Genomic DNA, 20,077 nt, shown 5'->3' with positions numbered 1-20,077 from the left:
GGATGCGATGAGCTTAGCGAATCGCATCAACAGGCGCCTGATCGGACCACGTTCGGTGCATTTCGCAGGGATTGACACATCCCGCGCACCACGGACCGTATGAGATCAGGAGGCGGCGATTTCAGGGGACTGGATCGCAATAGACAACCTGTAGCAACGCTGACAGGAGAGACGATTGGAATTCTCGATCTACCGCTTCAACCCGGAGACGGACACGCTGCCGAAGATGCAGCGCTTCACCCTGCCCGACGACCAGATCGAGCCGGGGATGATGCTGCTGGATGCCCTGCTGTTGCTGAAGGAGCAGGATGACTCGCTGGGCTTTCGCCGCTCCTGCCAGCACGGGGTCTGCGGCTCCGACGGCATGAACATTAACGGCATGAACGGCCTGGCCTGCATCACGCCACTGGCGGATCTGGAGGGGCCGGTCACGCTGCGTCCGTTCCCGGGGATGCCGGTGATCCGCGATCTGATCGTGGACATGGGCAACTTCTGGGAGCAGTACCGAAGAGCCGAGCCCTGGCTGGTCAACGACAGCCCGGAGCCCGAGGTCGAGCGCAAGCAGAGCCCGGAGGATCGTGACCAGCTGGACGGCCTGTACGAGTGCATCCTGTGCGGCTGCTGTTCCGCCGCCTGCCCGTCGTACTGGTGGAACCCGGACAAGTTCCTCGGCCCGGCCGCACTGCTGCAGGCCGCGCGCTTCATCCAGGACAGCCGCGACGAGGCCACCGATCACCGCCTGGCTGAGCTGGACGATGCCTGGAAGCTGTACCGCTGTCACACCATCATGAACTGCACGCAGGTCTGCCCGAAGGGCCTGAACCCGAGCCGGGCGATCGGCGATATCCGCCGCACCATGCTCAAGAAGTCGCTGTGATGGAGCCCGACAGCCGCACCCGCTGGCGTTGCCGCCGCGGCATGCTGGAGAACGACTGGCTGCTCGGGCAGTTTCTCGCGCAGGGATATGCGCAACTGGACCAGGAGGGTCGCGATGCCTTCGAGCGCCTGCTCGACTACCCCGACAATGTGTTGCTGGATGTGGTCATGGGTCGCCAGATTACGGTGGACGACGGGATAGCCCGGCTTGTCCCGGCGATCCGCGCCGCCGCTGCGGCTGAGACTGCACCCTGACCCCGTCCTGCCGCGGCTCGCGCAGGCCGGGCAGATCCTGCTGGTCCTCGCCGTCTCCGGTTTTGTGCTGGTCTACAGCCCGTTGTGGATGCTGCTGCCCGTCTGGGGCCTGGCGGCCGTCGGCTGGTGGTGGCAGCGTCGCGATGCGGCACCGGACTGGGCCTGGCTGGGGCAGACGCCGGAGGGGGATACCTGGGTCGCGACCCGCGAGGGCCTTCGCCAGGAACAGGTAACCTGGGTGGAGTTGTTGCCCGACAGCCGGGTCCTGGCCGGGATGGTCCTGCTGGTGCTGCGCGAACGGGACGGGGGGCGCCTGTGGCGGCTCTGGCTGCATGCCGCGCGCATGGATCCTGATGACCTGCGCCGGCTGCGGGTCCGCCTGCGCTGGCCGCCAGTCGCAACACCGGAATCCGGTTGGCGCGTGCGGCTTCGGGCCGGGTGGGCATGGGGCGTTGCTATACTGGCGCGAATGCGATCATGCGGAGGACCGACCATGGCGGGACCCGACAAGGCACAGGTGATGGTGGACGTCTCCCACCTGCTGAACGACGACCCGGATCATGTGTACAGTGAGGACGAACTGGACGCGATCGAGGAGCTTGATCCGGAACTGGCCCTGCGCCTGGACCGGGCACAGACCTTCGCCGAGCGCGAGGCGTCCGATGTCCCGGCGGACGGGCCGATCGACGAAGATGCGGTGCGCGCGGCGATCGAGGAGGCACGGCGCATCCTGATGCAGGACGGCGGCGATATCGAGTTCGTGGAGCTCGACGGGCGCACCGTACGGGTGCGCTTGAAGGGGGCCTGCGTAGGCTGCCCGCGTTCGACGCTGGATCTGAAGAACGTGGTCGAGCGCCTGGTGCGCTCGCGCGCGCCGGGGGTTGCCAGCGTCGCGAATACCTTTTGACTCGACGGGCGTTCGCTCGTCGAGCGCCGGCAGGGAGTGCATGATGCAGCGGGCGTTCCGGATCCAGACTGAACTGCGGGAGATCCCGCGCCTGGCCGAGCAGGTGGAGGCCTTCTGCGAGGAGGCCGGCGTCTCGATGTCCTCGGTCTACCCGATTAATCTGGTGCTGGACGAGTGGCTGACCAATCTGATCACCTACGCCTTCGATGATGGCGCGGAGCACACCATCGAGGTGGAGCTGCGCAAGGCGGATGACGGGTTGACGATTACGGTCACCGACGACGGCCAGGCCTTCAATCCGCTGACCGATGCCCCCGAGGCCCAGCTCGACGGTGATATCGAGTCGCGTCAGGTCGGCGGGCTGGGGATTCATTTCATGAAGACGCTGATGGACGAGATCGACTACCGATCCGCCGATGGCGTCAATCGTCTGACCCTGCGCAAGCAACCGGTCTGATTCCGGTCGCGTCCGCGCGGTGTAGCGCGTGTGGGCGGGGCCGCTATTCAACGCAAACGAAAAGGCAAGGCGCACCGATGCAAGTCAACGAAGAGACGATCGACGGCGTGCTGGTCGTCAGTCCGACCGGCCGTCTGGACAGCAATACCTCGCCCGAATTCGAGGCCCATCTGTTCCAGCGGATGGAAGATCACCCGTCGCTGGTCATCCGCTTTGGCGACGTCGACTACATCTCCAGCGCGGGCCTTCGCGTGATGCTGATGACCGCGAAGAAGGTCAAGCAGAACGGTGGGAGACTGGTGCTGTGCGAGATCGGGGATCCGATTCGCGAGGTGTTCGAGATCAGCGGGTTCCTGACCATCCTCGAGGTGTGTGATGATCCCCTGGGGGCCGTGGAACAGGTCAACGCCTGATGGGAAAACCCGGCCCGCTCGCGGGCCGGGTGGCAGATCGGATCATTAATCCGCCGGGGGCATGTACTCGTGCCGGATGTGATCGGGCTGCGCGGGCAGCTGGATCCCGGCCTCCTCGAGCGCTTCGGTCAGTTCCTCGCATTCGTCCAGTTCATCGGCGCGCTTTTTCAGCGTGGCCAGGGCATCGGAGGCCTCCGCCTCCGGCATCGTGATCAGCAGTTCGCCGTTCTCGGCCTTTTCCAGGTGCATAACGTCCTCCTCGCGGGTTCCGTGTGTATACGAGCGGGCTCGCGTCAGTCCTCGATCGATGGCTGCTTGGGTGCGTGCTCGTCGAAGGCATGTGGCGGCTGGCGGAATTCGTTCCCCAGCTCGTAGACGCCCTGCTGCAGTACGGAGCCGAGCGCGCGCGCCCCGTTGCTGATCTCGCCCTCAAGCTCGGTGATGTTCTCCGCGATGCTCTCGGCGGTCTTCTTGTCGATCTTCAGGGTTAGGGTCCCGTCCTTCAGTGTGGCCTCCATGTCGTGCTCCTTGTCGTCTGGCTTCGTGGGTCGCGTCCGCATTGCCCGCAGGGGCTGGAGCGCGTCTGAATCGCATTCCGTTGATCTGGGTCAATACCTTCCCGCGCCGGTGCCCGAATAATGGCCCCGCAGCCTCCGGGAACTCTCCGGGCGGCCTCTAATCACAAGTTTGTGCCGATTCACGCCAGGAGAATTGCAATGACCAGAACGCTTACAAAGATGACATCACGCGCCGGTGCCCGGTTCCTGCCGATTTTCGCGATGCTGTTCGCGGGTTTGCTGCTCGCCGGTGCCGCCCAGGCCGGCAGCCATGGCGGCGAGCAGCCGGACATGGTCAAGGTCACGCCCAGCCCGATGTCCTTCCCGGACACGGTCGAGGCCTTCGAGGCCCAGGTGAAAGACGCCGGCTGGAGCGTGCTGAACAAGAACTACATGTCCGGTGTGCTCTCGCAGCGTGGTTTCACACTGGATCCGGTAGTCATCATCGACGTCTGCAGCGGGGAGTACAGCGCCCGCATTCTCGAGGAAGACGCGTTTCGGCCGGTCTCGGCCTTCATGCCCTGCCGCGTCAGCATCTACCAGGACAGCCAGGGGGATGTCTTTATCTCGCGGATGAACGTCCCGGCCTTCCTGCCGATGATGCCGGACGAGATTGCGGAAGTGATGGAACTCTCCAGCAACGAGATCGAGGCCATCATCGAGCAGACTGTAGCGGAATAATCCGCCTCCAACTCGACCCGCGGACCCGGAATTCGGGGGCGCGGTTGATGAAGCAGCGAATGGGGCATGTCCGGGACGTGCCCCATTCGCTTTTGTGGGCATAATGCGCGAGCGGCATATCGCTTACCGATTATGTCGCCTGTCCGGAGTGCGGCATGGATCGACCATTGGGAGCGGCATGCGAGTGAGCAGGGTGGGGCCGGACGAAAGCTGGCGCAGGTCACGCGGTACGGCGTGGACGGGCGGTTGCGCGTGAATGAACGCGTACACAGCCCCCTGCGCCCTGCAGCCTGGATTGCCGGTACCTACACGGTGCTGGGTCTGCTGTGGATTGCATTGTCTGATGCGGTGGTGGCCTGGTGGTCGGGTGGGCAGGTCGGCGACGCGCTGACAGTAGCGAATCTCGGGAAGGGCTTCGGGTTCGTGATCGTCTCGGGTATGGCCCTGTTGCTGGCCATCCGCTGGGTCCTGGCGCGCCCTCCGGAGGGGGGGGCAGTCACCAGCCCGCTGCGCCCCGGGGGTTTCGGCTACGGGCCCTGGCTATTGCTCGTGCTGGTCGTGATTGTCTCGATCATCGGGGCCACCCTGGTGACCTACCATGTGCAGTACGCCTCGGCCCAGCGGCAGGCGCAAGAGGAGTTGCACCGCTCTGCCTTCCTGAAAGCCGGGCTGCTGGATCGCTGGCTGGCCGAGCGCGAAGGCGATGCGATGGTACTCGCCGAGGCGCGGGACTTCTCCGTCTTTGCACGAACCGCGGTCGAGATGCAGTCGGCGCTGGCGTTGGAACAGGTCCGTCACCGCCTGGAACTGATGCACGAGCGCTACGACTATGACGCCATCACGCTGATTGACCGCGACTGGCGCCCGATTGTCGAGGTGGGGCACAACTCGCTGGACCATGCCGCGGTGGACAAGGCGGTGACGGAGGCCCTGGTCAGCGGCGAGGTGAGCACCCCCCATCTGCATGCGAATGCCCGGGGCGAGGCCCGTATCAGCTGGGCGGTCCCCGTCGAGGACCGCGTGGACCCGGAGGGCGAGGCGGTTGCCGTAGTCGTGTTGTCCTCCGGTATCGAGACGCTGCGGGCGCTCCTGACCGTGGGCGAGGAAGCGGGCACCGTGGACCCGCATGTAGTGGCTCGGGAGGACGCACGCTGGGCTACGATCGCGCGGATCGAGGCAGGGGGCGGACGAATTATCGACCCGCCCGAGGCCTTTGCGCGCTTGCGCAGCGAGCTGCTCGATCAGGAACGAGACGGTGTGCGCGTGGCGTTGTTCGATGACGCCGATGGTGGTTTTCTGGCGGGCGTACAGCCACTGTCGGCGCCGGGATGGGACCTGATCCTCAAGCGAGATGTCGCACCCCTGGCGATCGTTCCGCGCCAGCAGGCGATCTGGATGGGGGCGGCCACACTCTTTGTATGGCTGGTCGTGCTGGCAGGGGGCGGTCTGCTTTGGCGTCAGCAATGGCTGCGCCATCACTTGCAGCTGATGCATTCGCATGCCGAGCAGGACCGTCTGCTGCGGTTGTACTTCGACATGCCGTTTCTGGGCATGGCGATCTCGTATCCGGGCGGCAGGGGCTGGGAGCGGGTCAACCCGTTCCTGGCACAGATGCTGGGCTACTCGCCAGAGGAACTGGTGCGGACCGACTGGGATCGGCTGGCGGTGCCCGAGGATCGCGGCTGTGAAGCGCCGCTGGACGCGGCCATGCAGGCCGGCGAGCGGGATAGTTACAGCATCCAGAAGCGACTGCTGCGCCGGGATGGGCGCGTTCTGGTCACCGACATCGATGTGAAGTGCACGCGTACCGCCGACGGCGCCGTGGATCGCGTGGTCGCAACCATCGAGGATATCACCGAGCGGCGCGAGGAGGAGGAGCGCCGACGGCTGGCCTCGGTGGTATTCGAGAACACCCGCGAGGGCGTGGTGATTACCGACGCCACCGCCCATATCCTGTCGGTCAATGGCGCATTCACCGAGTTGATGGGATATACCCAGGACGAGGTAGTGGGGCGCACGCCCAAGATGTTCCAGTCGGGTCGCCACGACCAGGCCTTCTACGCCAACATGCGGCGTCAGATCGAGACCGAAGGGCACTGGCAGGGCGAGATCTGGAACCGGCGCAAGACCGGCGAGATCTTCCCCGAGCTGCAAAGCATCACGGCAGTGCGCGATGACCAGGGTCGCCTGACACACTATGTCTCCGTGTTCGCGGATATCTCCCGCCTCAAGGCCTCGGAGGCCGAGCTCGACTTTCTCGCGCACCACGACCCCCTGACGGAACTGCCCAACCGCCGGTTGCTACGTGCTCGACTGGCACAGGCGATCGGGCTGATGCGGCGGCGTAATGGTCTGCTGGCGGTACTGATTATCGACGTTGACCGTTTTAAGGACATCAACGACTCAAGAGGGCATGCCGCGGGTGATCGCCTGCTGAAGATTGTCGCCGATCGTCTCCAGGCGGGGCGGCGGGGGACCGACACGGTCGCCCGCCTGGCCAGCGACGAGTTTGCCGTGCTGGCGGACAACCTGGCCCATGTGGATGATGCGGCACTGGTCGCTGAAGACATCCTTCGCGAAGTGGGGCGTCCGGCGGATATCGGTGATGGTGTCGAGATCGAGATCGCGGCGACGATTGGTATCGCGGTGTTCCCGGACCACGGGGCGGATGCCGAGACCCTGTTGCAGCAGGCCGGTACGGCGCTGTCGCGTGCCAAGGAAGACGGGCGCGGCGGCTATCGCTACTACTCGGATGCCTTTACTGAAGCGGCCCGCGAGCGCATCGACCTGAATGCGCGGCTGCGGCGCGCGATCGAGCAGGACAGCCTTGAGGTTCACTACCAGCCGCAGTATCGCGTCAGTGATGGTGTGCTGATCGGGGCCGAGGCCCTGCTGCGCTGGACCGATCCCGAACTGGGGCCCGTATCGCCCGGACGCTTCATTCCGGTGGCGGAGCAGACTGGCCTGATCGTGGAGCTGGGCGACTGGGTGCTGCGGCGCGTGCTGGCGCAGGGGCAGGCCTGGCGCGATGCCGGCTATCCGGCTGTACGCCTGGCGGTGAATGTCTCCGCACTCCAGTTTCAGCGGGTGGCGATCGACCAGCAGGTGGCCGATCTGCTGGAGGGGCATGGTTATCCGGCCAAGTATCTGGAGCTGGAGATTACGGAATCGGCACTGATGTTCGACCCCGAACGCGCCCGGCGTATCCTCCAGCGGCTGCGCGAGCGGGGCGTGAGCTTCGCGGTGGACGATTTCGGGACTGGGTATTCGTCCATGGCCCAGCTCAAGCGCTTCCCGGTCGATACGCTGAAGGTCGACAAGAGCTTCGTGGATGGCCTGGCGGCGGGTGCGCACGATGCTGATGACCGCTCGATTGCGCGGGCGATCGTGGCGCTGGGACACGGGCTGGGCCTGAGCGTGCTGGCAGAGGGGGTGGAGACGCGCGAGCAGCTCGGCGCGCTGCGCGAGCTGGGCTGCGATCACTACCAGGGCTATCTGGCCAGCCGCCCGCTACCCGCCGAGCGCTTTGCCACGTTGCTGGCCGAAGGGTTGGTGGCGGAAGAGTATTAGTCCGGGCGGGCTGGGTCGGTCAGGAATTCGCTGAAGTCGTCCAGCTCCTCGCGAATGGCCGCTGTCGCGCGGGCTTCCATCTCCCGGTAGCGCGCCAGTACCCGCTCGCCGAACTCCGTTACTTGTGCGCCGCCACCACCTGAGCCTCCCTTGGCCGTCTCGACCATGGGCTCACGGAAGCTCTGGTTCATCGTCTCGACCAGATCCCAGGCACGCCGGTACGACATGCCGACACTGCGTGCCGCGGCCGAGATGGAGCCCTTCTCGCGGATGGCCTCCAGCAGCATGGCTTTGCCCGGACCCATGGCCGTGACTTCGCCGAGCAGCACGCGCAGGCGCGGGGTTTGCGAGTGATCGGAGTGGTGTGTCGTCATGCCTTGGGTGCCCCGGGTGGAACGGATATGGTGCCCGGAATGGGGATCGCCGCCAAGGCACAAACGGTAGTAGGCCAGCCCCCTGGCCGATTGGGCGCCGGAAAGGGCCGATCGGCCAGGGGGCTGGCCTCCTACAGGGAGATCAAAGCAGGGCCAGGGCGGTGGGCCCCGGCCCTGACTCAGGCCTTGCCCTGGAGCTGCGGGATCACGGCCTCGTTTTCGAGGGTGGAGGTATCCGAGGTGATCTCTTCGCCCTTGGCGATGGAGCGCAGCAGGCGGCGCATGATCTTGCCGGAGCGGGTCTTCGGCAGGCCGTCGGCAAAGCGGATGTCGTCCGGCTTGGCGATCGGCCCGATCTGGTCGGCCACCCAGTCGCGCAGTTCCTTGACCAGTTTTTCCGCGCTGTCGCCCGTGGGACGGTCGCCGTGCATGATCACGAAGGCCACGATGGACTCGCCCTTCACGTCGTGCGGACGTCCGACCACGGCGGCCTCGGCCACGGCCTTGTGCGCGACCAGTGCGGATTCGACCTCCATGGTTCCGAGGCGATGTCCGGAGACGTTCAGCACGTCGTCGATGCGGCCCATGATCCAGAAGTTGCCTTCGGAATCGCGGCGGGCGGAGTCGCCGGCCAGGTAGTACTTGCCGCCAAATTTGGGCCAGTAGGTGTCCTTGTAGCGCTGATCGTCGCCCCAAACGGTGCGCAGCATCGAGGGCCACGGCTTCTTGATCACGAGGTAGCCACCCTGGTCGGCCGGCAGGCTGTTGCCATTCTCGTCGACGACATCGGCGTCGACGCCGGGCAGGGCCTGGGTGCAGGATCCGGGCACCAGGGTGGTGGAGCCGGGGATCGGCGCGATCATGTTGGCGCCGGTCTCGGTCTGCCACCAGGTGTCGACCACCGGGCAGCGTTCGCCGCCGACCACGCGGTAGTACCACATCCAGGCCTCCGGGTTGATCGGCTCGCCGACCGTACCCAGCAGACGCAGCTTCGAAAGGTCGTGCTGGGCAGGGAAATCGTCGCCGGCCTTCATCAGCGCGCGGATCGCCGTTGGGGCGGTGTAGAACACGGTCACGCCGTGGTCCTGGCACATCTTCCACCAGCGCCCGGCGTCGGGCACGGTCGGCACGCCCTCGTAGACGACCTGCGTCGCGCCGACCGCCAGCGGGCCGTAGGCGACGTAGGTATGGCCGGTGATCCAGCCGACATCGGCGGTGCACCAGTAGACGTCGTCGCCCTGCAGGTCGAACACCCACTGGTTGGTGATGATCGCGCCCAGCAGGTAGCCGGCACTGGAGTGCTGGATGCCCTTCGGCTTGCCGGTGGAGCCGGAGGTATAGAGCAGGAACAGGGGGTGCTCGGACTCGACCCACTCCGGCTCGCAGTCCACCGACTCGCCGTCCACGGCGTCGTCCCACCAGACGTCGCGCTCGTCCTGCATGGTCACGTCGTTGCCGGCCCGCTTGCAGACGATGACCTTCTCGACGTCGGCCGGATTGGAGTCCAGCGCCTTGTCGACGTTGGCCTTGAGTGCCACGGTCTTGCCACCGCGCACGCCACCATCCGCCGTGATGACCAGCTTTGCGCCGGAGTCGACGATGCGGTCACGCAGGGCATCGGCGGAGAAGCCCCCGAAGACCACCGAGTGGATCGCGCCGATGCGGGCGCAGGCCTGCATGGCGATCACGGCCTCGGCGTTCATCGGCATGTAGATGATCACCCGGTCGCCCTTTTCCACATCCATGGTCTTGAGCGCGTTGGCGAGCTTCCCGACCTCGTTGTAGAGGTCGCGGTAGGTCAGGTTGCGGGTCTCGCCGTTCTCCGCCTCGAAGATGATTGCGGTCTTGTCGCCGCGGACCTCCAGATGGCGGTCGATGCAGTTGTAGGACACGTTCATGCGCCCGTCGGCGAACCAGCGGTAGTGGGGGGCGTTCGAGCTGTCCAGGCCTTCGGTGAACTCGGTCTGCCAGTCGATCTTCTCGCGCGCGAGGTCGCACCAGAAGCCCTCGTAGTCGGCATCGGCCTTCTTGTACAGGGCCTCGAGATCCTCGGGCTTCAGACGGGCGTTCTTCGTGAACTCCGCCGGCGGCGCGAAGTGACGGGTCTCGTGCAGCGTGGACTCGATGGTGTCGCTCATCAGGGCCTCCGTGATTCAGTTCGGGAATCGTGATCAATTCGTGGCATTTTGGGGGCTGAGGATAGCATGCCGACCGTCGGGATCCGTGCTTTCAGAACCAGCCGGGACGGAACAGTACGCGCGCCAGCGGGACCTGCGCGTCCGGGGAAAGCTGGCTGACCAGGGCGGCGAACAGCTCGCCCGCGGCCAGCGCGTCGAACAGTGCATCGTGCGCACGGTACTGCGGCAGATTGTAGCGTGTGCGCAGGGTGTGCAGGCGCATGCCATCTGCCGGGATGGGGCGTCCTGCACGGCGCAGCTGGCGCTCGGCCAGGCGCAGGGTGTCTACCACCGGGAGTGGGGGACGCACGCCGTACAGACGTTGGCACGCCTCCTCCAGAAAGCCGAGCTCCAGTGCGGCGTGATGGGCGACCAGGATGCGTCCCTGCAGCGCCTCGAACAACGCGTCCAGGGCGTTGTCGACGGTGCCCCCTCCGGCGGCCTCGCGGTCGGTGATGCGGTGGATGACCGCGCTTTGTTCCGGCACCGGGCAATCCGCGCGCACTAGCCGCTGATCGGCGGTCGCCAGGTCGATCCGTACACCGTCCATCGCGACCCAGCCGATGCTCAGGATCGCATCGTGCTCCGGGTCGAGCCCCGTGGTTTCGAGATCCACCGCGAGAAAGCGACAGCCCGCCACCACGTGCCGGGCGGAGGGCAGGGGTGACTCCAGGCAGGCCCGCAGGGCCCCTGCCGGGGCGTGTCGCGCTGCTCGCTGGCGGTCCCGGCAAAAACGCCAGTGCCCGATGGGGCGCATCCATGGGGTGTCCTCCGGCCGTGGGCAGGGCATCAGGAGGCCTCAAGCCGGGGAGGAATTCGACACACAGGGCTAGTCACCCGTGTACCCGCTCGGCCTGAGCCAGGGCGGCCTTCTGCGCATGGGCCACCAGACGAAATGCGTTTTTCAGGTGGCTGCGCTCCAGCCCGGACAGCTCGTTCGGGGGCAGGGCGTTGTCGGGGGCGGACCCGCGCCGGATCTGCTCGGCCTGCAGGCGCGCGCGCAGCGTGGCGATGAACTGCCAGGCGTCGATCAGGTCGGCGCCTGTGCCCTCCGACAAAACACCCGCGTGGCGAGCGGCCCGCAGTCGCTCGACCGTGCCACGGGCGTCCGACCCGGCGCGCAGGGCAAACACCCGGGCCAGAGCGACGATCGGCATCAGGCCGCGCATCTTCAGGTCCAGGGTGTCGGCGTGTTCGCCCCCGCGCTCGAGTACGAACTGGCGAAAGAATCCGAGCGGCGGGCGCAGCTCCCGTGCCTGGTCGGCGAGCGTGCTCAATACCGCTTCGCTGCGATAGCCCTGTTCCAGGACCGCGTGGCGCATGGGCTCGAACAGGCGGGTCGGGCCATGGATCACGCGCAGATCGAGGTAATGGGTGGCGAGCATCGCATCGCGCGGTGAGGGGTGGCTCAACACCCGTCGAATCTCGCGCTCCCAGTCGCTGGTCGAACGGCGCCAGTGGGGCTGGCTTGGGTCGACATCGCCCGGACAACGGCGGATGCCGCAGGCTGCCAGGCCTTCGCCGACCTCGTTGGCCAGGCGCTGGAACCAGGCGTCGGCATCGGGGGGTGCCGCATCGTCGCAAACCAGCGCCGTGTCCTGATCGGTATGCACCGTCTGTTCGTGCCGCCCCTGACTGCCGCTGGCCAGCCAGGCGTAGGCGGTTGGCGCGGGGCCGAGCTTCTCTTCCGCCTGTTCGATCAGGCACTGCGTGAGGGTGTCGATCACCGTGGTGATGGTCTGGCCGATCTGGGTCGCATCGGCCCCGGCCTCGACCAGTTGCACCTGAAGGCTGGGCAGGGCGCGCATCACGTCACGCAGGCCGTCGAGGCCGTCGGCGCGGCGCAGATCGCGTACCAGGTAGACCGCGCTGGTGCCCTGATGTCGGATCAGGTCGGTGCTGGAGAGGATCCCGACCAGCGGGCCGTTCTCGCCATCGGTGACCGGCAGGTGGTGGATGTCCCGCCGCGCCATGCGCAGGAGAGCATCGAAGGCCGGGGTGTCGCGGCTGACCGAGGCGACCGGCCGGGCCATGCATTCGGCCACGCGGCATCCGGGGTCGGTGCCGGCGGCCAGGGCATGGCGCAGGTCGGTGTCGGTCAGGATGCCCACGGGGATGTCTTCCATTCCGGGCTCGTGCAGCAGCAGGGCGGAGATGTCCGCCTCGGTCATGCGCTGGGCCGCCTCGCGCAGGGTGAGGCTGGTGGGCGACATGATGGGTCGTGGCGTCATCAGGGCACGCACGGGGGTGGTCAGCAGGCTGCGCTCGCCCGCCGGCGAGGTCGCGGCTGGCGCCCGCAGGCGGTCGGTGCCGAGATCGACAAACTCGCGGAAGGCCTCGTCCCGGCCGGCGAGATCGCGGGCACGACCGGCCTCGAGCTGGTAGATCAGGGCATCCTCGGTGATGCGGCCGTGCAGGTGGTCGGTGTGGGCGGTGTTGAGCAGGTCGCCCTCGCCCAGACGGTCCTGGAGCTGGTCCTGGGCGTCGTACAGTTCGGCGGCCCCGGTGCGCACGATCCACAGCTCGCCGGGGGGCGCATCTTCGGGCGGGAACGGGCTGTCTTCGCGCAGGTAGCGCAGCGTCAGGCGCCGAACGAGGCTGGTACGGGTTTCGGACGGCAGTCGTGCGAGCTCCGGGCAGCGTTCGAGGAACTCGCGAATCTCTTCCAGTTCACCGTTCATGTGCGTACCAGGCAACCTTCGTTCGCGGCGTGGGTGGTGGGGTCAGAGCAATTCTCCAGTGCCTCTGCCGGGTACTGGAGAATTGTCCCGAAGGAAAAAAGGCCGACCCGGCATGCGCCGGGCCGACCCCCGGGGGAACCGGATCCCCCTTTCTTGCATGGACGTTCGTCATGCATTTCCATTCATGGTGGGCCGAGAGGCCCGGTCATGCCGCCGGCATGACCGGGCACGACATCAGCTCGGGTTGTCGGTGCGCGGGACACGCACGCTTTCCACCAGCTCCTGGATATGCTGCGGCGGCTCCTTGGTCAGCTTCATCACGATGTAGGCCGCGACGAAGTTGAACACCGCACCAATGGCGCCGAAGCCGGTCGGGTTCACGCCGAACAGCCAGTACTCCTCGGTATCCGGGAGCATGGCGGTGCCGGAGAAGAAGAACCACCCCTTGTAGGTAAAGATGTACAGCAGGGTGGTCACCAGACCGACCAGCATGCCGGCGATCGCGCCTTCCTTGTTCATCTTCTTCATGAAGATGCCCATCATCAGGGTCGGGAACAGCGAGGCCGCGGCCAGACCGAAGGCTAGTGCTACCACCTCGGCCGCAAAGCCCGGTGGATTCAACCCCAGATATCCGGCGAACAAGATTGCGCCTGCCATGGCGATACGTCCCGCCATCAGCTCGTTTTTCTCGCTGATTCGAGGCATGAATACGCCCTTCAGCAAGTCATGCGAGATGGCCGACGAGATGGCCAGCAACAGCCCGGCCGCGGTCGACAGGGCCGCCGCGATACCACCGGCCGCCACCAGCGCGATCACCCAGCCCGGAAGACCGGCGATCTCGGGGTTGGCCAGCACCATGATGTCGCGGTCGAGGGTCACGATCTCGGAGCCTTCCCAGCCGTATTCCTCTTCCGCCATCGCGGCGAACTCTTCGTTGTCCTCGTTGTAGTACTGGATGCGGCCGTCTTCGTTCTTGTCCTCGAACGCGAGCAGACCGGTCTGTTCCCAGCGCTCCATCCAGGCCGGCTTGTCCTCGTAGGCCAGGTGGCCTTCTTCGGTGCCGATCTCGCCCGGATGCACGGTGTTGACGAGGTTCCAGATCGCCATCGCACCGACCGCCGGGGCGGTGGTGTAGAGGATGCCGATGAAGACCAGCGCCCAGCCGGCGGACTTACGCGCATCGCGCACACGCGGCACGGTAAAGAACCGGATGATCACGTGCGGCAGACCGGCGGTACCGATCATCAGCGCCATCGTCAGCAGGAACATGTTGAGCATGCTCATGCCGCCCTCGGTGGCCGAGTACATGGTGAAGCCAAGATCCACCATCGTCTGGTCCAGGGCCTCCAGCAGGTAGGTGTCCTGACCCTGCAGGGTGGAACCCAGGCCGATCTGCGGGAACACCTGGCCGGTGAGCGTCAGCGAGATGAAGACCGCGGGCACCGTGTAGGCGAAGATCATGATCACGTACTGTGCGATCTGGGTGTAGGTAATCCCCTTCATCCCGCCGAGCACCGCGTAGATGAACACCACCGCCATGCCCGATACCAGGCCAATGGCCAGCGGCACTTCAAGGATGTTGGAGAACGCGATCCCCACACCACGCATCTGCCCGATCACGTAGGTGATGGACATCGCGAGCAGCGAGATGACTGCCACCACACGCGCGACCTTCGAGTAGAACCGGTCACCGATGAATTCCGGCACCGTGAACTTGCCGAACTTGCGCAGGTACGGGGCCAGCAGCAGGGCCATCAGCACGTAGCCGCCGGTCCAGCCCATCAGGTAGGCGCCCCCGGTAAAGCCGAGGAACGCGATCAGGCCGGCCATGGAGATGAACGACGCGGCGGACATCCAGTCCGCAGCGGTGGCCATCCCGTTGGCGATGGGATTGACACCGCGGCCGGCGACATAGAACTCGCTGGTCGAACCGGCGCGCGCCCAGATGGCGATGCCGATGTACAGGGCGAAGGTCGCCCCGACCACGAGCAGGCTTAGAGTCTGTTGATCCATGACAGGCTTACTCCTCGTGGACGTTGTACTTGCGATCCAGGACGTTCATGCGCCAGGCATAAACGAAGATCAGGATGATGAAGGTGTAGATCGCGCCCTGCTGGGCGAACCAGAAGCCCAGCGGATACCCGCCGATCGAGAACGCGTTCAGCGGTGCGGCCAGAATGATCCCCAGCCCGAAGGACACGAGAAACCAGACGGCAAGGCAGATTGCCAACAGGCGCAGATGCTCGCGCCAGTAGGCCTGCCGGCTCAGGTCTTCTTGTGACATGACGTAGCTCCTCTCATAGGTTTTATTGTTCGCTGTGACTCGTCTATGCGATTCGTCACAGCTGGTACTGCACTTCAAGCTGGCCTTGCAGCTTGCGGGCCTGCCGGAAGGATTCCTTGAGGATGCGTCCCTCAAGGGTGCCCAGTTCCTCCGGCCGGATTCGGTTGTCGTCGTCGCGTCCTTCTCGCAGCGCCTTTTGCTGGGCCCGCAGGCGCAGCATCTGCAGATAGCGCAGGGCGGCGTGATAGTCGCGCGCGTCGGATTCGCGCATCACCTCCGCGGTGACGGCCTGGTCGAGACGCTCGTGGGTGCGGGTGGCCGGCAGTTCGGCGGCCAGCGCGATCACGCGTGCCGCATCCACGAACGGGGTCAGCCCCTGCTTCTTGATGTCGATGCCGTCCGCACCGCTCTTGATCTCGCCGAACAGCCCCAGCGGCGGGCGAAAGGCCTGCTGGTTGGCCGCCATCTGGCGGCGGAAGCGGCTGTTGTAGGCGGTCTTTTGCAGCAGCTGGGTGCGCAGGGCCTCTACCGGGCCGTGGTCGCCATCCACCGCGCGCAGGTCGAAGAAGATGGTGCTCTTGAGCAGGTGATCGGGCGTGCCCTGCTCGATCCAGCGGGTAAAGCGCCGATCCCACTCCGGGCCGCTCAGGCAGCACTCCGGATTGCCCGCCATGATGTTGCCGGGGCACAGCATGAAGCCGCACTCGGCGAGTGCCTCGTTCACGGCCCGGGCGTAGGGCAGCAGGCGCTCGCGGACCGCATCCGCATCGCCGGCCTCGGCATCGAACAGGATGCCGTTGTCCTGGTCGGTGACCAGGGCCTGTTCCTCGCGCGCCTGGGAGCCGAAGGCCAGCCAGGTGAAATCGATCCCTTCGATCGCCTCGTATTGGGGGCGCAGCAGGGCCAGCACGCGGCGCGTGGCGTGCTCGTTCAGGCGCGTGATCAGGCGCAGCACCTGATCCGCCTCGGCCCCCTGGCCGACGACCGCCTCGATCAGGCGCGGGACCTGGCGCAGCCGTTCGGCAATGGCCGCCACGCTGTCGGCGCGGCGAATCTCGCGCACCAGGCCGTCCAGGGTCAGGGGCTGACTGGTGAGCAGGTCGCGTTCGCCGAGCACGCCGACCAGGCGGCCGTCGCGTACCACGCACAGATGCGTCATCCCGTGTTCGGTCATCGCCTCGATGCCCTCGAAGCCCGGCGCGCTTTCCTCCAGGGCGACCGGTTCGGGCGTCATCACCGCGTCCAGCGGGGTGTCGAGGTCGACATCCTTCAGGGCGACCCGTGCCAGCAGGTCCCGCAGGGTGAAGATGCCCACCGGTCGTTGTTCGGCGTCCACCGCGACCACGGAGCCCACGCGCTCGTCGCGCATGGTGGTCAGCACCTCGCGCAGGTGTGTGTCGGGACGGCAGGTCACCGGGACGCGGGCAATGCGCAGCGCGAGCGGGGTATTCAATTGCCCGGCTGCGCCGCCGTCACGGCTGGACAGGGTGTCGAGGCCCTGTTGCAGGCGGTCCAGCAGGTTGGCCAGCCGTCGCGTGCAGAAGTCATTGAAGACGCGGGAGCGCGTGCGCAGCCGGTCGAAGTCCTCCAGGTCCAGCTCCAGGCATACCGTGTCCTCGGCCGCTCGGTGTACCGTATGAACGGCCCGGCGACCGAGCAGGGCGCCGATCGGAAAACACTCGCCGGGGATCAGTTCCCACGCCTTGCCCGAGAGTTGCTCGTCTTCGCTGGGGGTCTCGCCACGGATGCGCCCCTGGCGGATGATGTGAAAGCGGCGCGCCGGTCCGGCATCGGGATCCGTGATGCGGGCCCCGCGCGCGTAGAAGCGACTCTCCAGACGCGGTACGAGGAACTCCAGCGCGTCGGGTTCGAGCTGATCGAACGGGGCGTGGGCGCTGAGGAACTCGCGGGTGCTGTCGAGCGCGTCGGTCATGGCGGTGGCGCATTCCCCTGGGTGAACGGGATCACAGAATGGCCTTCAACCTGCAAAAAGCACGCCATAAGTGGACAGTATTGGGAATCAGTCGTTTGGATGTACGACTTTCTTGCGGGTGTTACGCAAGGTAACGCTGGTGTTTCGATGCGTGACATGAACGCTTTTTGCGAAGACAAAGGAGCCCGCGATGCCTGTATCGCAAGGTTGCATCCTCGAGCAGATTGACCAGTTTGCAGACCTCGTGCCCGAGGAGAAGGCCCTGTTGTTGCAACTGGAGAAGGACCCGAAGCGTTACGCCGCCCAGACCTGCCTGTGTGCGGCTGGCGAGGAGGCCGAGCGTTTCTACACGTTGCGTTCTGGTTGGGCCTGTGCGGTACGCGACCTGGCCGATGGGCGGCGTCAGGTCCTGGACATCTTCCTGCCGGGGCAAATCCTGGGCTTGCGCGAGATGGGGTTCAACGAGGCGCGCTCGGACTTCGTCGCGCTGACGGACATCGAGGCCTGCCCGTTTCCCCGGCGTCAGTTGACCGAGGTGTTCGAGCAGGCCCCGCGTCTGGCTTCACTGTTCTTTCTGATCCTGGCGCGCGAACAGTCGATGCTGGTGGAGCGCATCATCAACATCGGCCGCCGGCCCGCGGCCGAGCGCCTCGCGCATTTTCTCCTCGAGATGAAAGTGCGCCTGCAGCGTCCGTCCGAGGAGGTACGGCTCCCGATGAATCAGAGCGTGCTCGGGGATGCGCTGGGCATGTCCGCGGTGCATGTGAGTCGATCGTTCAGCCAGCTGCGCAAGCGGGACCTCATTAGCACGGAAGACGGAGCCATCCGAATCAAGGATATGGACGGACTGGTACGCTTCTCCGGATTCAACCAGGCCTATCTGGACTGCGAAGCCAACTGGGTGAAAAGCGCAAGCCTCGGTTGCGCGGAGGAAGCCTCATAAAGCAATCGCCCGGCTCAAGGCCGGGCGATTGCAGTGCCAGAAAGACGTCTATAGCGGGGCGCCTATAGCGGGGGGCGTCGTCCCGTGATGAAGAAGATGACCGCCAGGATCAGGCCCACCACGAAAAGAATCCATGCAATATTGGTCGCTGCGCCCGCGATCCCGCTCAGGCCCAGCACGCCGGCTACGATTCCGACGATCAAGAACATCAGTGCCCATCCCAGCATCGTCCACTCCTTTTTTGGCTGTAATCGCGCCTGAAGTGTAGGGCATGGTCCGCGCTTTTGCGCGGTCCAGCGCCCGCAGGGTGTCTCGGTTCTCATTTTTCCCGTTTCCGGGGAGCTTTTTGCTTCAGGTTAATGCCATCGTTATCCGGTCTGTTCAGGCTTTACCGCCCGCGTGATGCAGACGCATTCAACAAAGGAAAACTGTATGAACAAAGATCAGATGCTGGGGCGTAGTGAACGATTCAAGGCGCGGCTGAAACAGGAATGGGGCCGCCTGACCGATGACGAGGTGGTTGAGGCCGAGGGCAATATGGACGAGCTGGCCGCGCGGGTTCGCGAGAAATACGGTGATAGCCAGGAAAAGATTGCCGCTAAGATCAACGAACTGATGGACGAGGTGCGTAATGAAGAAGACTCCTGAGACCCCGGCTGTTCGTTGGGTGGCGATGGGGCTGGCTGCGGCAGGCCTGCTGTTTTTGTCGGCCTGTTCCGATTCGGATACGGCGGATGATGCCGGTGAAACGTTCGAAGAAACGGTAGAAGACGCCGTGGATGCCGTTGAAGAATCGGGCGATGAGGCACGCGGCTGGATCGAAGATCAGCGTGAGGGCGAAGACGAAATCCAGCGTGAGGAAGAAGAAAACGAGGAGCAATACGAAGACGAGTACTATGACGAGCACCGGGACGGAAACCCTATTCGTTTCGATTAGTCCGTAGGCGTTTGAACCAGAAGGCTGGGGCGCGGGTGGCCACGAGCGGGTGGTCATCCGCGCCCCAGCCTTTTTGTTTTTATGGGTCGTTTTAGATTGATCCCTGACTTTCGCCTTAACCTGAGTCAAAGTGGGTGTGCGCTTTGTCAATGATTGATGGCCGGGGCATGTAGATATCGGTGTAATTATGAATCGGTTCAACCATTGCGCCTTCCATGTAGCCTGGATTGAATCAAGAATCATCTCCGTTCCTTTGCCGTCCTCAAGCACGATTAGCAAATGAGAAGGAGATGAAGATGAAACGTTATCTGGCTGCCGGGGTTGCAGTATCGGCGCTCGTCCTGTTTGGTTCCCAGAGTGCGCTTGGACAGCAGGACCGTGACCGTACGACGCAGGAGCGCGACCGCACCACAGGCCTGTATATGGGTCTGGGTACGGGGTTCAGTTCATTGAAGAATGACAGCGACGAGGTCGCGGATTTTATTGGGTCCGGGACGTCGGACTACAGCATCGACGATGACGACAATGTCTGGCGCGGCTTTGTCGGTTACAACTTCAATCGCTATCTCGCGGTCGAGGGCTTCTATACCGATCTGGGCGAGGTGCACCTGCGGGGCGACCAGGACGGTGCCCATTCGAGCGTCCGCTCGACGGCCTACGGTGCCAGTGTGCTCGGGAAGTTGCCGATTGGCCCCTATGTAGAGGCCTTCGCGAAGGTCGGCGCGGCCAAGTGGGATGCGGACGTGCGCGGCAACCTGGGAGACGAGGGCCGTACGCTGCGCAGTCAGGACGGTTTCGATCCGGTCTATGGTGTCGGCATGCAGGTCAATCTGAACGCGTTCATGATTCGCGCGGAATACGAGCGCTATGACTTCGACAGCGACTACAAGATGGACGCCTTTACCGCGTCGCTGGGCTGGCGCTTCTAGGGGAGTGAAGGACGCTAAAAAAGCCTGACGGGTATCGGCGAGCAAGCCGATCCGGCTAGCCGGATCGTTTCGCCATGGCCCTGGGCAACACAGGCACGCCGCC

Annotated in this window: 21 protein-coding genes; 11 read left to right on the top strand and 10 right to left on the bottom strand. The window is 65.1% G+C overall.

Annotation, left to right across the window (positions count from 1 at the left end):
• Window positions 1-175 precede the first annotated feature (175 nt).
• The 5 genes from F467_RS0111295 to F467_RS0111275 all read left to right on the top strand — a co-directional run bounded on the left by F467_RS0111295 (window position 176) and on the right by F467_RS0111275 (window position 2,908).
• Window positions 176-877: a succinate dehydrogenase iron-sulfur subunit gene (locus F467_RS0111295; protein ID WP_018138467.1), complete on the top strand. Its 702-nt coding sequence runs from the start codon at window positions 176-178 to the stop codon at window positions 875-877.
• The gene (locus F467_RS0111290) at window positions 877-1,131 is read left to right on the top strand and encodes a succinate dehydrogenase assembly factor 2 (RefSeq protein WP_018138468.1); all 255 of its coding nucleotides are present in this window, start codon (window positions 877-879) and stop codon (window positions 1,129-1,131) included. The genes F467_RS0111295 and F467_RS0111290 overlap by 1 nt, the downstream gene beginning before the upstream one ends.
• Window positions 1,085-2,038, top strand: a complete 954-nt coding sequence (locus tag F467_RS0111285; protein WP_018875327.1) for a NifU family protein — start codon at window positions 1,085-1,087, stop codon at window positions 2,036-2,038. The genes F467_RS0111290 and F467_RS0111285 overlap by 47 nt, the downstream gene beginning before the upstream one ends.
• Before the next feature lie 43 nt (window positions 2,039-2,081).
• On the top strand, window positions 2,082-2,495 hold the full coding sequence (locus F467_RS0111280) for an ATP-binding protein (RefSeq protein WP_018138470.1): 414 nt from the start codon (window positions 2,082-2,084) through the stop codon (window positions 2,493-2,495).
• A gap of 77 nt (window positions 2,496-2,572) precedes the next feature.
• Window positions 2,573-2,908: an STAS domain-containing protein gene (locus F467_RS0111275; RefSeq protein WP_018138471.1), complete on the top strand. Its 336-nt coding sequence runs from the start codon at window positions 2,573-2,575 to the stop codon at window positions 2,906-2,908.
• A 45-nt stretch (window positions 2,909-2,953) separates the two neighbouring features.
• On the opposite strand, the gene F467_RS0111270 is transcribed toward F467_RS0111275, so the two are convergent.
• On the bottom strand, window positions 2,954-3,157 hold the full coding sequence (locus F467_RS0111270) for a hypothetical protein (RefSeq protein ID WP_018138472.1): 204 nt from the start codon (window positions 3,155-3,157) through the stop codon (window positions 2,954-2,956).
• 44 nt (window positions 3,158-3,201) lie between these two features.
• On the bottom strand, window positions 3,202-3,426 hold the full coding sequence (locus tag F467_RS0111265; RefSeq protein ID WP_018138473.1) for a hypothetical protein: 225 nt from the start codon (window positions 3,424-3,426) through the stop codon (window positions 3,202-3,204).
• A 219-nt stretch (window positions 3,427-3,645) separates the two neighbouring features.
• Here F467_RS0111265 and F467_RS0111260 point away from each other — a divergent pair, with 219 nt between their 5' ends.
• On the top strand, window positions 3,646-4,146 hold the full coding sequence (locus F467_RS0111260; protein ID WP_018138474.1) for a DUF302 domain-containing protein: 501 nt from the start codon (window positions 3,646-3,648) through the stop codon (window positions 4,144-4,146).
• Window positions 4,147-4,380: 234 nt separating this feature from the next.
• Window positions 4,381-7,716, top strand: a complete 3,336-nt coding sequence (locus F467_RS0111255; protein ID WP_018138475.1) for a GGDEF domain-containing phosphodiesterase — start codon at window positions 4,381-4,383, stop codon at window positions 7,714-7,716.
• On the opposite strand, the gene F467_RS0111250 is transcribed toward F467_RS0111255, so the two are convergent.
• The 7 genes from F467_RS0111250 to F467_RS0111220 form a co-directional block, all read right to left on the bottom strand.
• A complete protein-coding gene (locus tag F467_RS0111250; protein WP_018138476.1) occupies window positions 7,713-8,090 on the bottom strand; it encodes a winged helix-turn-helix domain-containing protein in 378 nt (125 codons plus the stop codon). The two genes, F467_RS0111255 and F467_RS0111250, sit on opposite strands and share 4 nt — an antisense overlap.
• Window positions 8,091-8,269: 179 nt before the next feature.
• Window positions 8,270-10,228 carry an acetate--CoA ligase gene (acs, locus tag F467_RS0111245; RefSeq protein ID WP_018138477.1) on the bottom strand — a complete coding sequence of 653 codons (1,959 nt, stop codon included), beginning with the start codon at window positions 10,226-10,228 and terminating at the stop codon, window positions 8,270-8,272.
• Window positions 10,229-10,319: 91 nt separating this feature from the next.
• Window positions 10,320-10,910, bottom strand: a complete 591-nt coding sequence (locus tag F467_RS0111240) for an exonuclease domain-containing protein (protein WP_018138478.1) — start codon at window positions 10,908-10,910, stop codon at window positions 10,320-10,322.
• 190 nt (window positions 10,911-11,100) lie between these two features.
• Window positions 11,101-12,948: a putative nucleotidyltransferase substrate binding domain-containing protein gene (locus tag F467_RS0111235; protein WP_018138479.1), complete on the bottom strand. Its 1,848-nt coding sequence runs from the start codon at window positions 12,946-12,948 to the stop codon at window positions 11,101-11,103.
• Window positions 12,949-13,182: 234 nt separating this feature from the next.
• On the bottom strand, window positions 13,183-14,961 hold the full coding sequence (locus tag F467_RS0111230) for a sodium:solute symporter family protein (protein WP_018138480.1): 1,779 nt from the start codon (window positions 14,959-14,961) through the stop codon (window positions 13,183-13,185).
• A 7-nt stretch (window positions 14,962-14,968) separates the two neighbouring features.
• Window positions 14,969-15,232, bottom strand: a complete 264-nt coding sequence (locus F467_RS0111225; protein WP_018138481.1) for a DUF4212 domain-containing protein — start codon at window positions 15,230-15,232, stop codon at window positions 14,969-14,971.
• A 55-nt stretch (window positions 15,233-15,287) separates the two neighbouring features.
• Window positions 15,288-17,165, bottom strand: coding sequence for a DUF294 nucleotidyltransferase-like domain-containing protein (locus F467_RS0111220; RefSeq protein ID WP_018138482.1), 1,878 nt, complete (start codon window positions 17,163-17,165; stop codon window positions 15,288-15,290).
• A gap of 190 nt (window positions 17,166-17,355) precedes the next feature.
• Between F467_RS0111220 and F467_RS0111215 the strand changes: the two genes are divergently transcribed.
• The gene (locus tag F467_RS0111215; protein ID WP_018138483.1) at window positions 17,356-18,108 is read left to right on the top strand and encodes a Crp/Fnr family transcriptional regulator; all 753 of its coding nucleotides are present in this window, start codon (window positions 17,356-17,358) and stop codon (window positions 18,106-18,108) included.
• A gap of 62 nt (window positions 18,109-18,170) precedes the next feature.
• Here the strand turns inward: F467_RS0111215 and F467_RS13575 are convergent, their stop codons facing one another.
• Window positions 18,171-18,335 (bottom strand): DUF1328 domain-containing protein, encoded by a 165-nt coding sequence (locus F467_RS13575; protein ID WP_012983227.1) that lies wholly within the window; start codon window positions 18,333-18,335, stop codon window positions 18,171-18,173.
• A 205-nt stretch (window positions 18,336-18,540) separates the two neighbouring features.
• On the opposite strand from F467_RS13575, the gene F467_RS0111205 reads away from it, so the two are divergent.
• The 3 genes from F467_RS0111205 to F467_RS0111195 all read left to right on the top strand — a co-directional run bounded on the left by F467_RS0111205 (window position 18,541) and on the right by F467_RS0111195 (window position 19,974).
• Window positions 18,541-18,756 carry a CsbD family protein gene (locus tag F467_RS0111205; protein WP_018138484.1) on the top strand — a complete coding sequence of 72 codons (216 nt, stop codon included), beginning with the start codon at window positions 18,541-18,543 and terminating at the stop codon, window positions 18,754-18,756.
• A gap of 25 nt (window positions 18,757-18,781) precedes the next feature.
• Window positions 18,782-19,045, top strand: coding sequence for a hypothetical protein (locus F467_RS0111200; protein ID WP_018138485.1), 264 nt, complete (start codon window positions 18,782-18,784; stop codon window positions 19,043-19,045).
• A 296-nt stretch (window positions 19,046-19,341) separates the two neighbouring features.
• Complete coding sequence (locus tag F467_RS0111195; RefSeq protein ID WP_018994343.1) at window positions 19,342-19,974, top strand: porin family protein; 633 nt, start codon at window positions 19,342-19,344, stop codon at window positions 19,972-19,974.
• Window positions 19,975-20,077: the final 103 nt, after the last annotated feature.

It is taken from the genome of Thioalkalivibrio sp. ALJ12, from assembly GCF_000378305.1.
Lineage (GTDB): Bacteria > Pseudomonadota > Gammaproteobacteria > Ectothiorhodospirales > Ectothiorhodospiraceae > Thioalkalivibrio.
This window is presented reverse-complemented; position numbering and strand designations above follow the sequence as displayed.

Bases quoted from the DNA above. Each gene is read 5' to 3' on its own strand.
- F467_RS0111290 (WP_018138468.1), top strand. From the start codon at position 877: ATGGAGCCCGACAGCCGCACCCGCTGGCGTTGCCGCCGCGGCATGCTG.
- F467_RS0111280 (WP_018138470.1), top strand. From the start codon at position 2,082: ATGCAGCGGGCGTTCCGGATCCAGACTGAACTGCGGGAGATCCCGCGC.
- F467_RS0111275 (WP_018138471.1), top strand. From the start codon at position 2,573: ATGCAAGTCAACGAAGAGACGATCGACGGCGTGCTGGTCGTCAGTCCG.
- F467_RS0111270 (WP_018138472.1), bottom strand. From the start codon at position 3,157: ATGCACCTGGAAAAGGCCGAGAACGGCGAACTGCTGATCACGATGCCG.
- F467_RS0111265 (WP_018138473.1), bottom strand. From the start codon at position 3,426: ATGGAGGCCACACTGAAGGACGGGACCCTAACCCTGAAGATCGACAAG.
- F467_RS0111260 (WP_018138474.1), top strand. From the start codon at position 3,646: ATGACATCACGCGCCGGTGCCCGGTTCCTGCCGATTTTCGCGATGCTG.
- F467_RS0111250 (WP_018138476.1), bottom strand. From the start codon at position 8,090: ATGACGACACACCACTCCGATCACTCGCAAACCCCGCGCCTGCGCGTG.
- acs (WP_018138477.1), bottom strand. From the start codon at position 10,228: ATGAGCGACACCATCGAGTCCACGCTGCACGAGACCCGTCACTTCGCG.
- F467_RS0111235 (WP_018138479.1), bottom strand. From the start codon at position 12,948: ATGAACGGTGAACTGGAAGAGATTCGCGAGTTCCTCGAACGCTGCCCG.
- F467_RS0111230 (WP_018138480.1), bottom strand. From the start codon at position 14,961: ATGGATCAACAGACTCTAAGCCTGCTCGTGGTCGGGGCGACCTTCGCC.
- F467_RS0111225 (WP_018138481.1), bottom strand. From the start codon at position 15,232: ATGTCACAAGAAGACCTGAGCCGGCAGGCCTACTGGCGCGAGCATCTG.
- F467_RS0111220 (WP_018138482.1), bottom strand. From the start codon at position 17,165: ATGACCGACGCGCTCGACAGCACCCGCGAGTTCCTCAGCGCCCACGCC.
- F467_RS0111215 (WP_018138483.1), top strand. From the start codon at position 17,356: ATGCCTGTATCGCAAGGTTGCATCCTCGAGCAGATTGACCAGTTTGCA.
- F467_RS13575 (WP_012983227.1), bottom strand. From the start codon at position 18,335: ATGCTGGGATGGGCACTGATGTTCTTGATCGTCGGAATCGTAGCCGGC.
- F467_RS0111205 (WP_018138484.1), top strand. From the start codon at position 18,541: ATGAACAAAGATCAGATGCTGGGGCGTAGTGAACGATTCAAGGCGCGG.
- F467_RS0111200 (WP_018138485.1), top strand. From the start codon at position 18,782: ATGGGGCTGGCTGCGGCAGGCCTGCTGTTTTTGTCGGCCTGTTCCGAT.
- F467_RS0111195 (WP_018994343.1), top strand. From the start codon at position 19,342: ATGAAACGTTATCTGGCTGCCGGGGTTGCAGTATCGGCGCTCGTCCTG.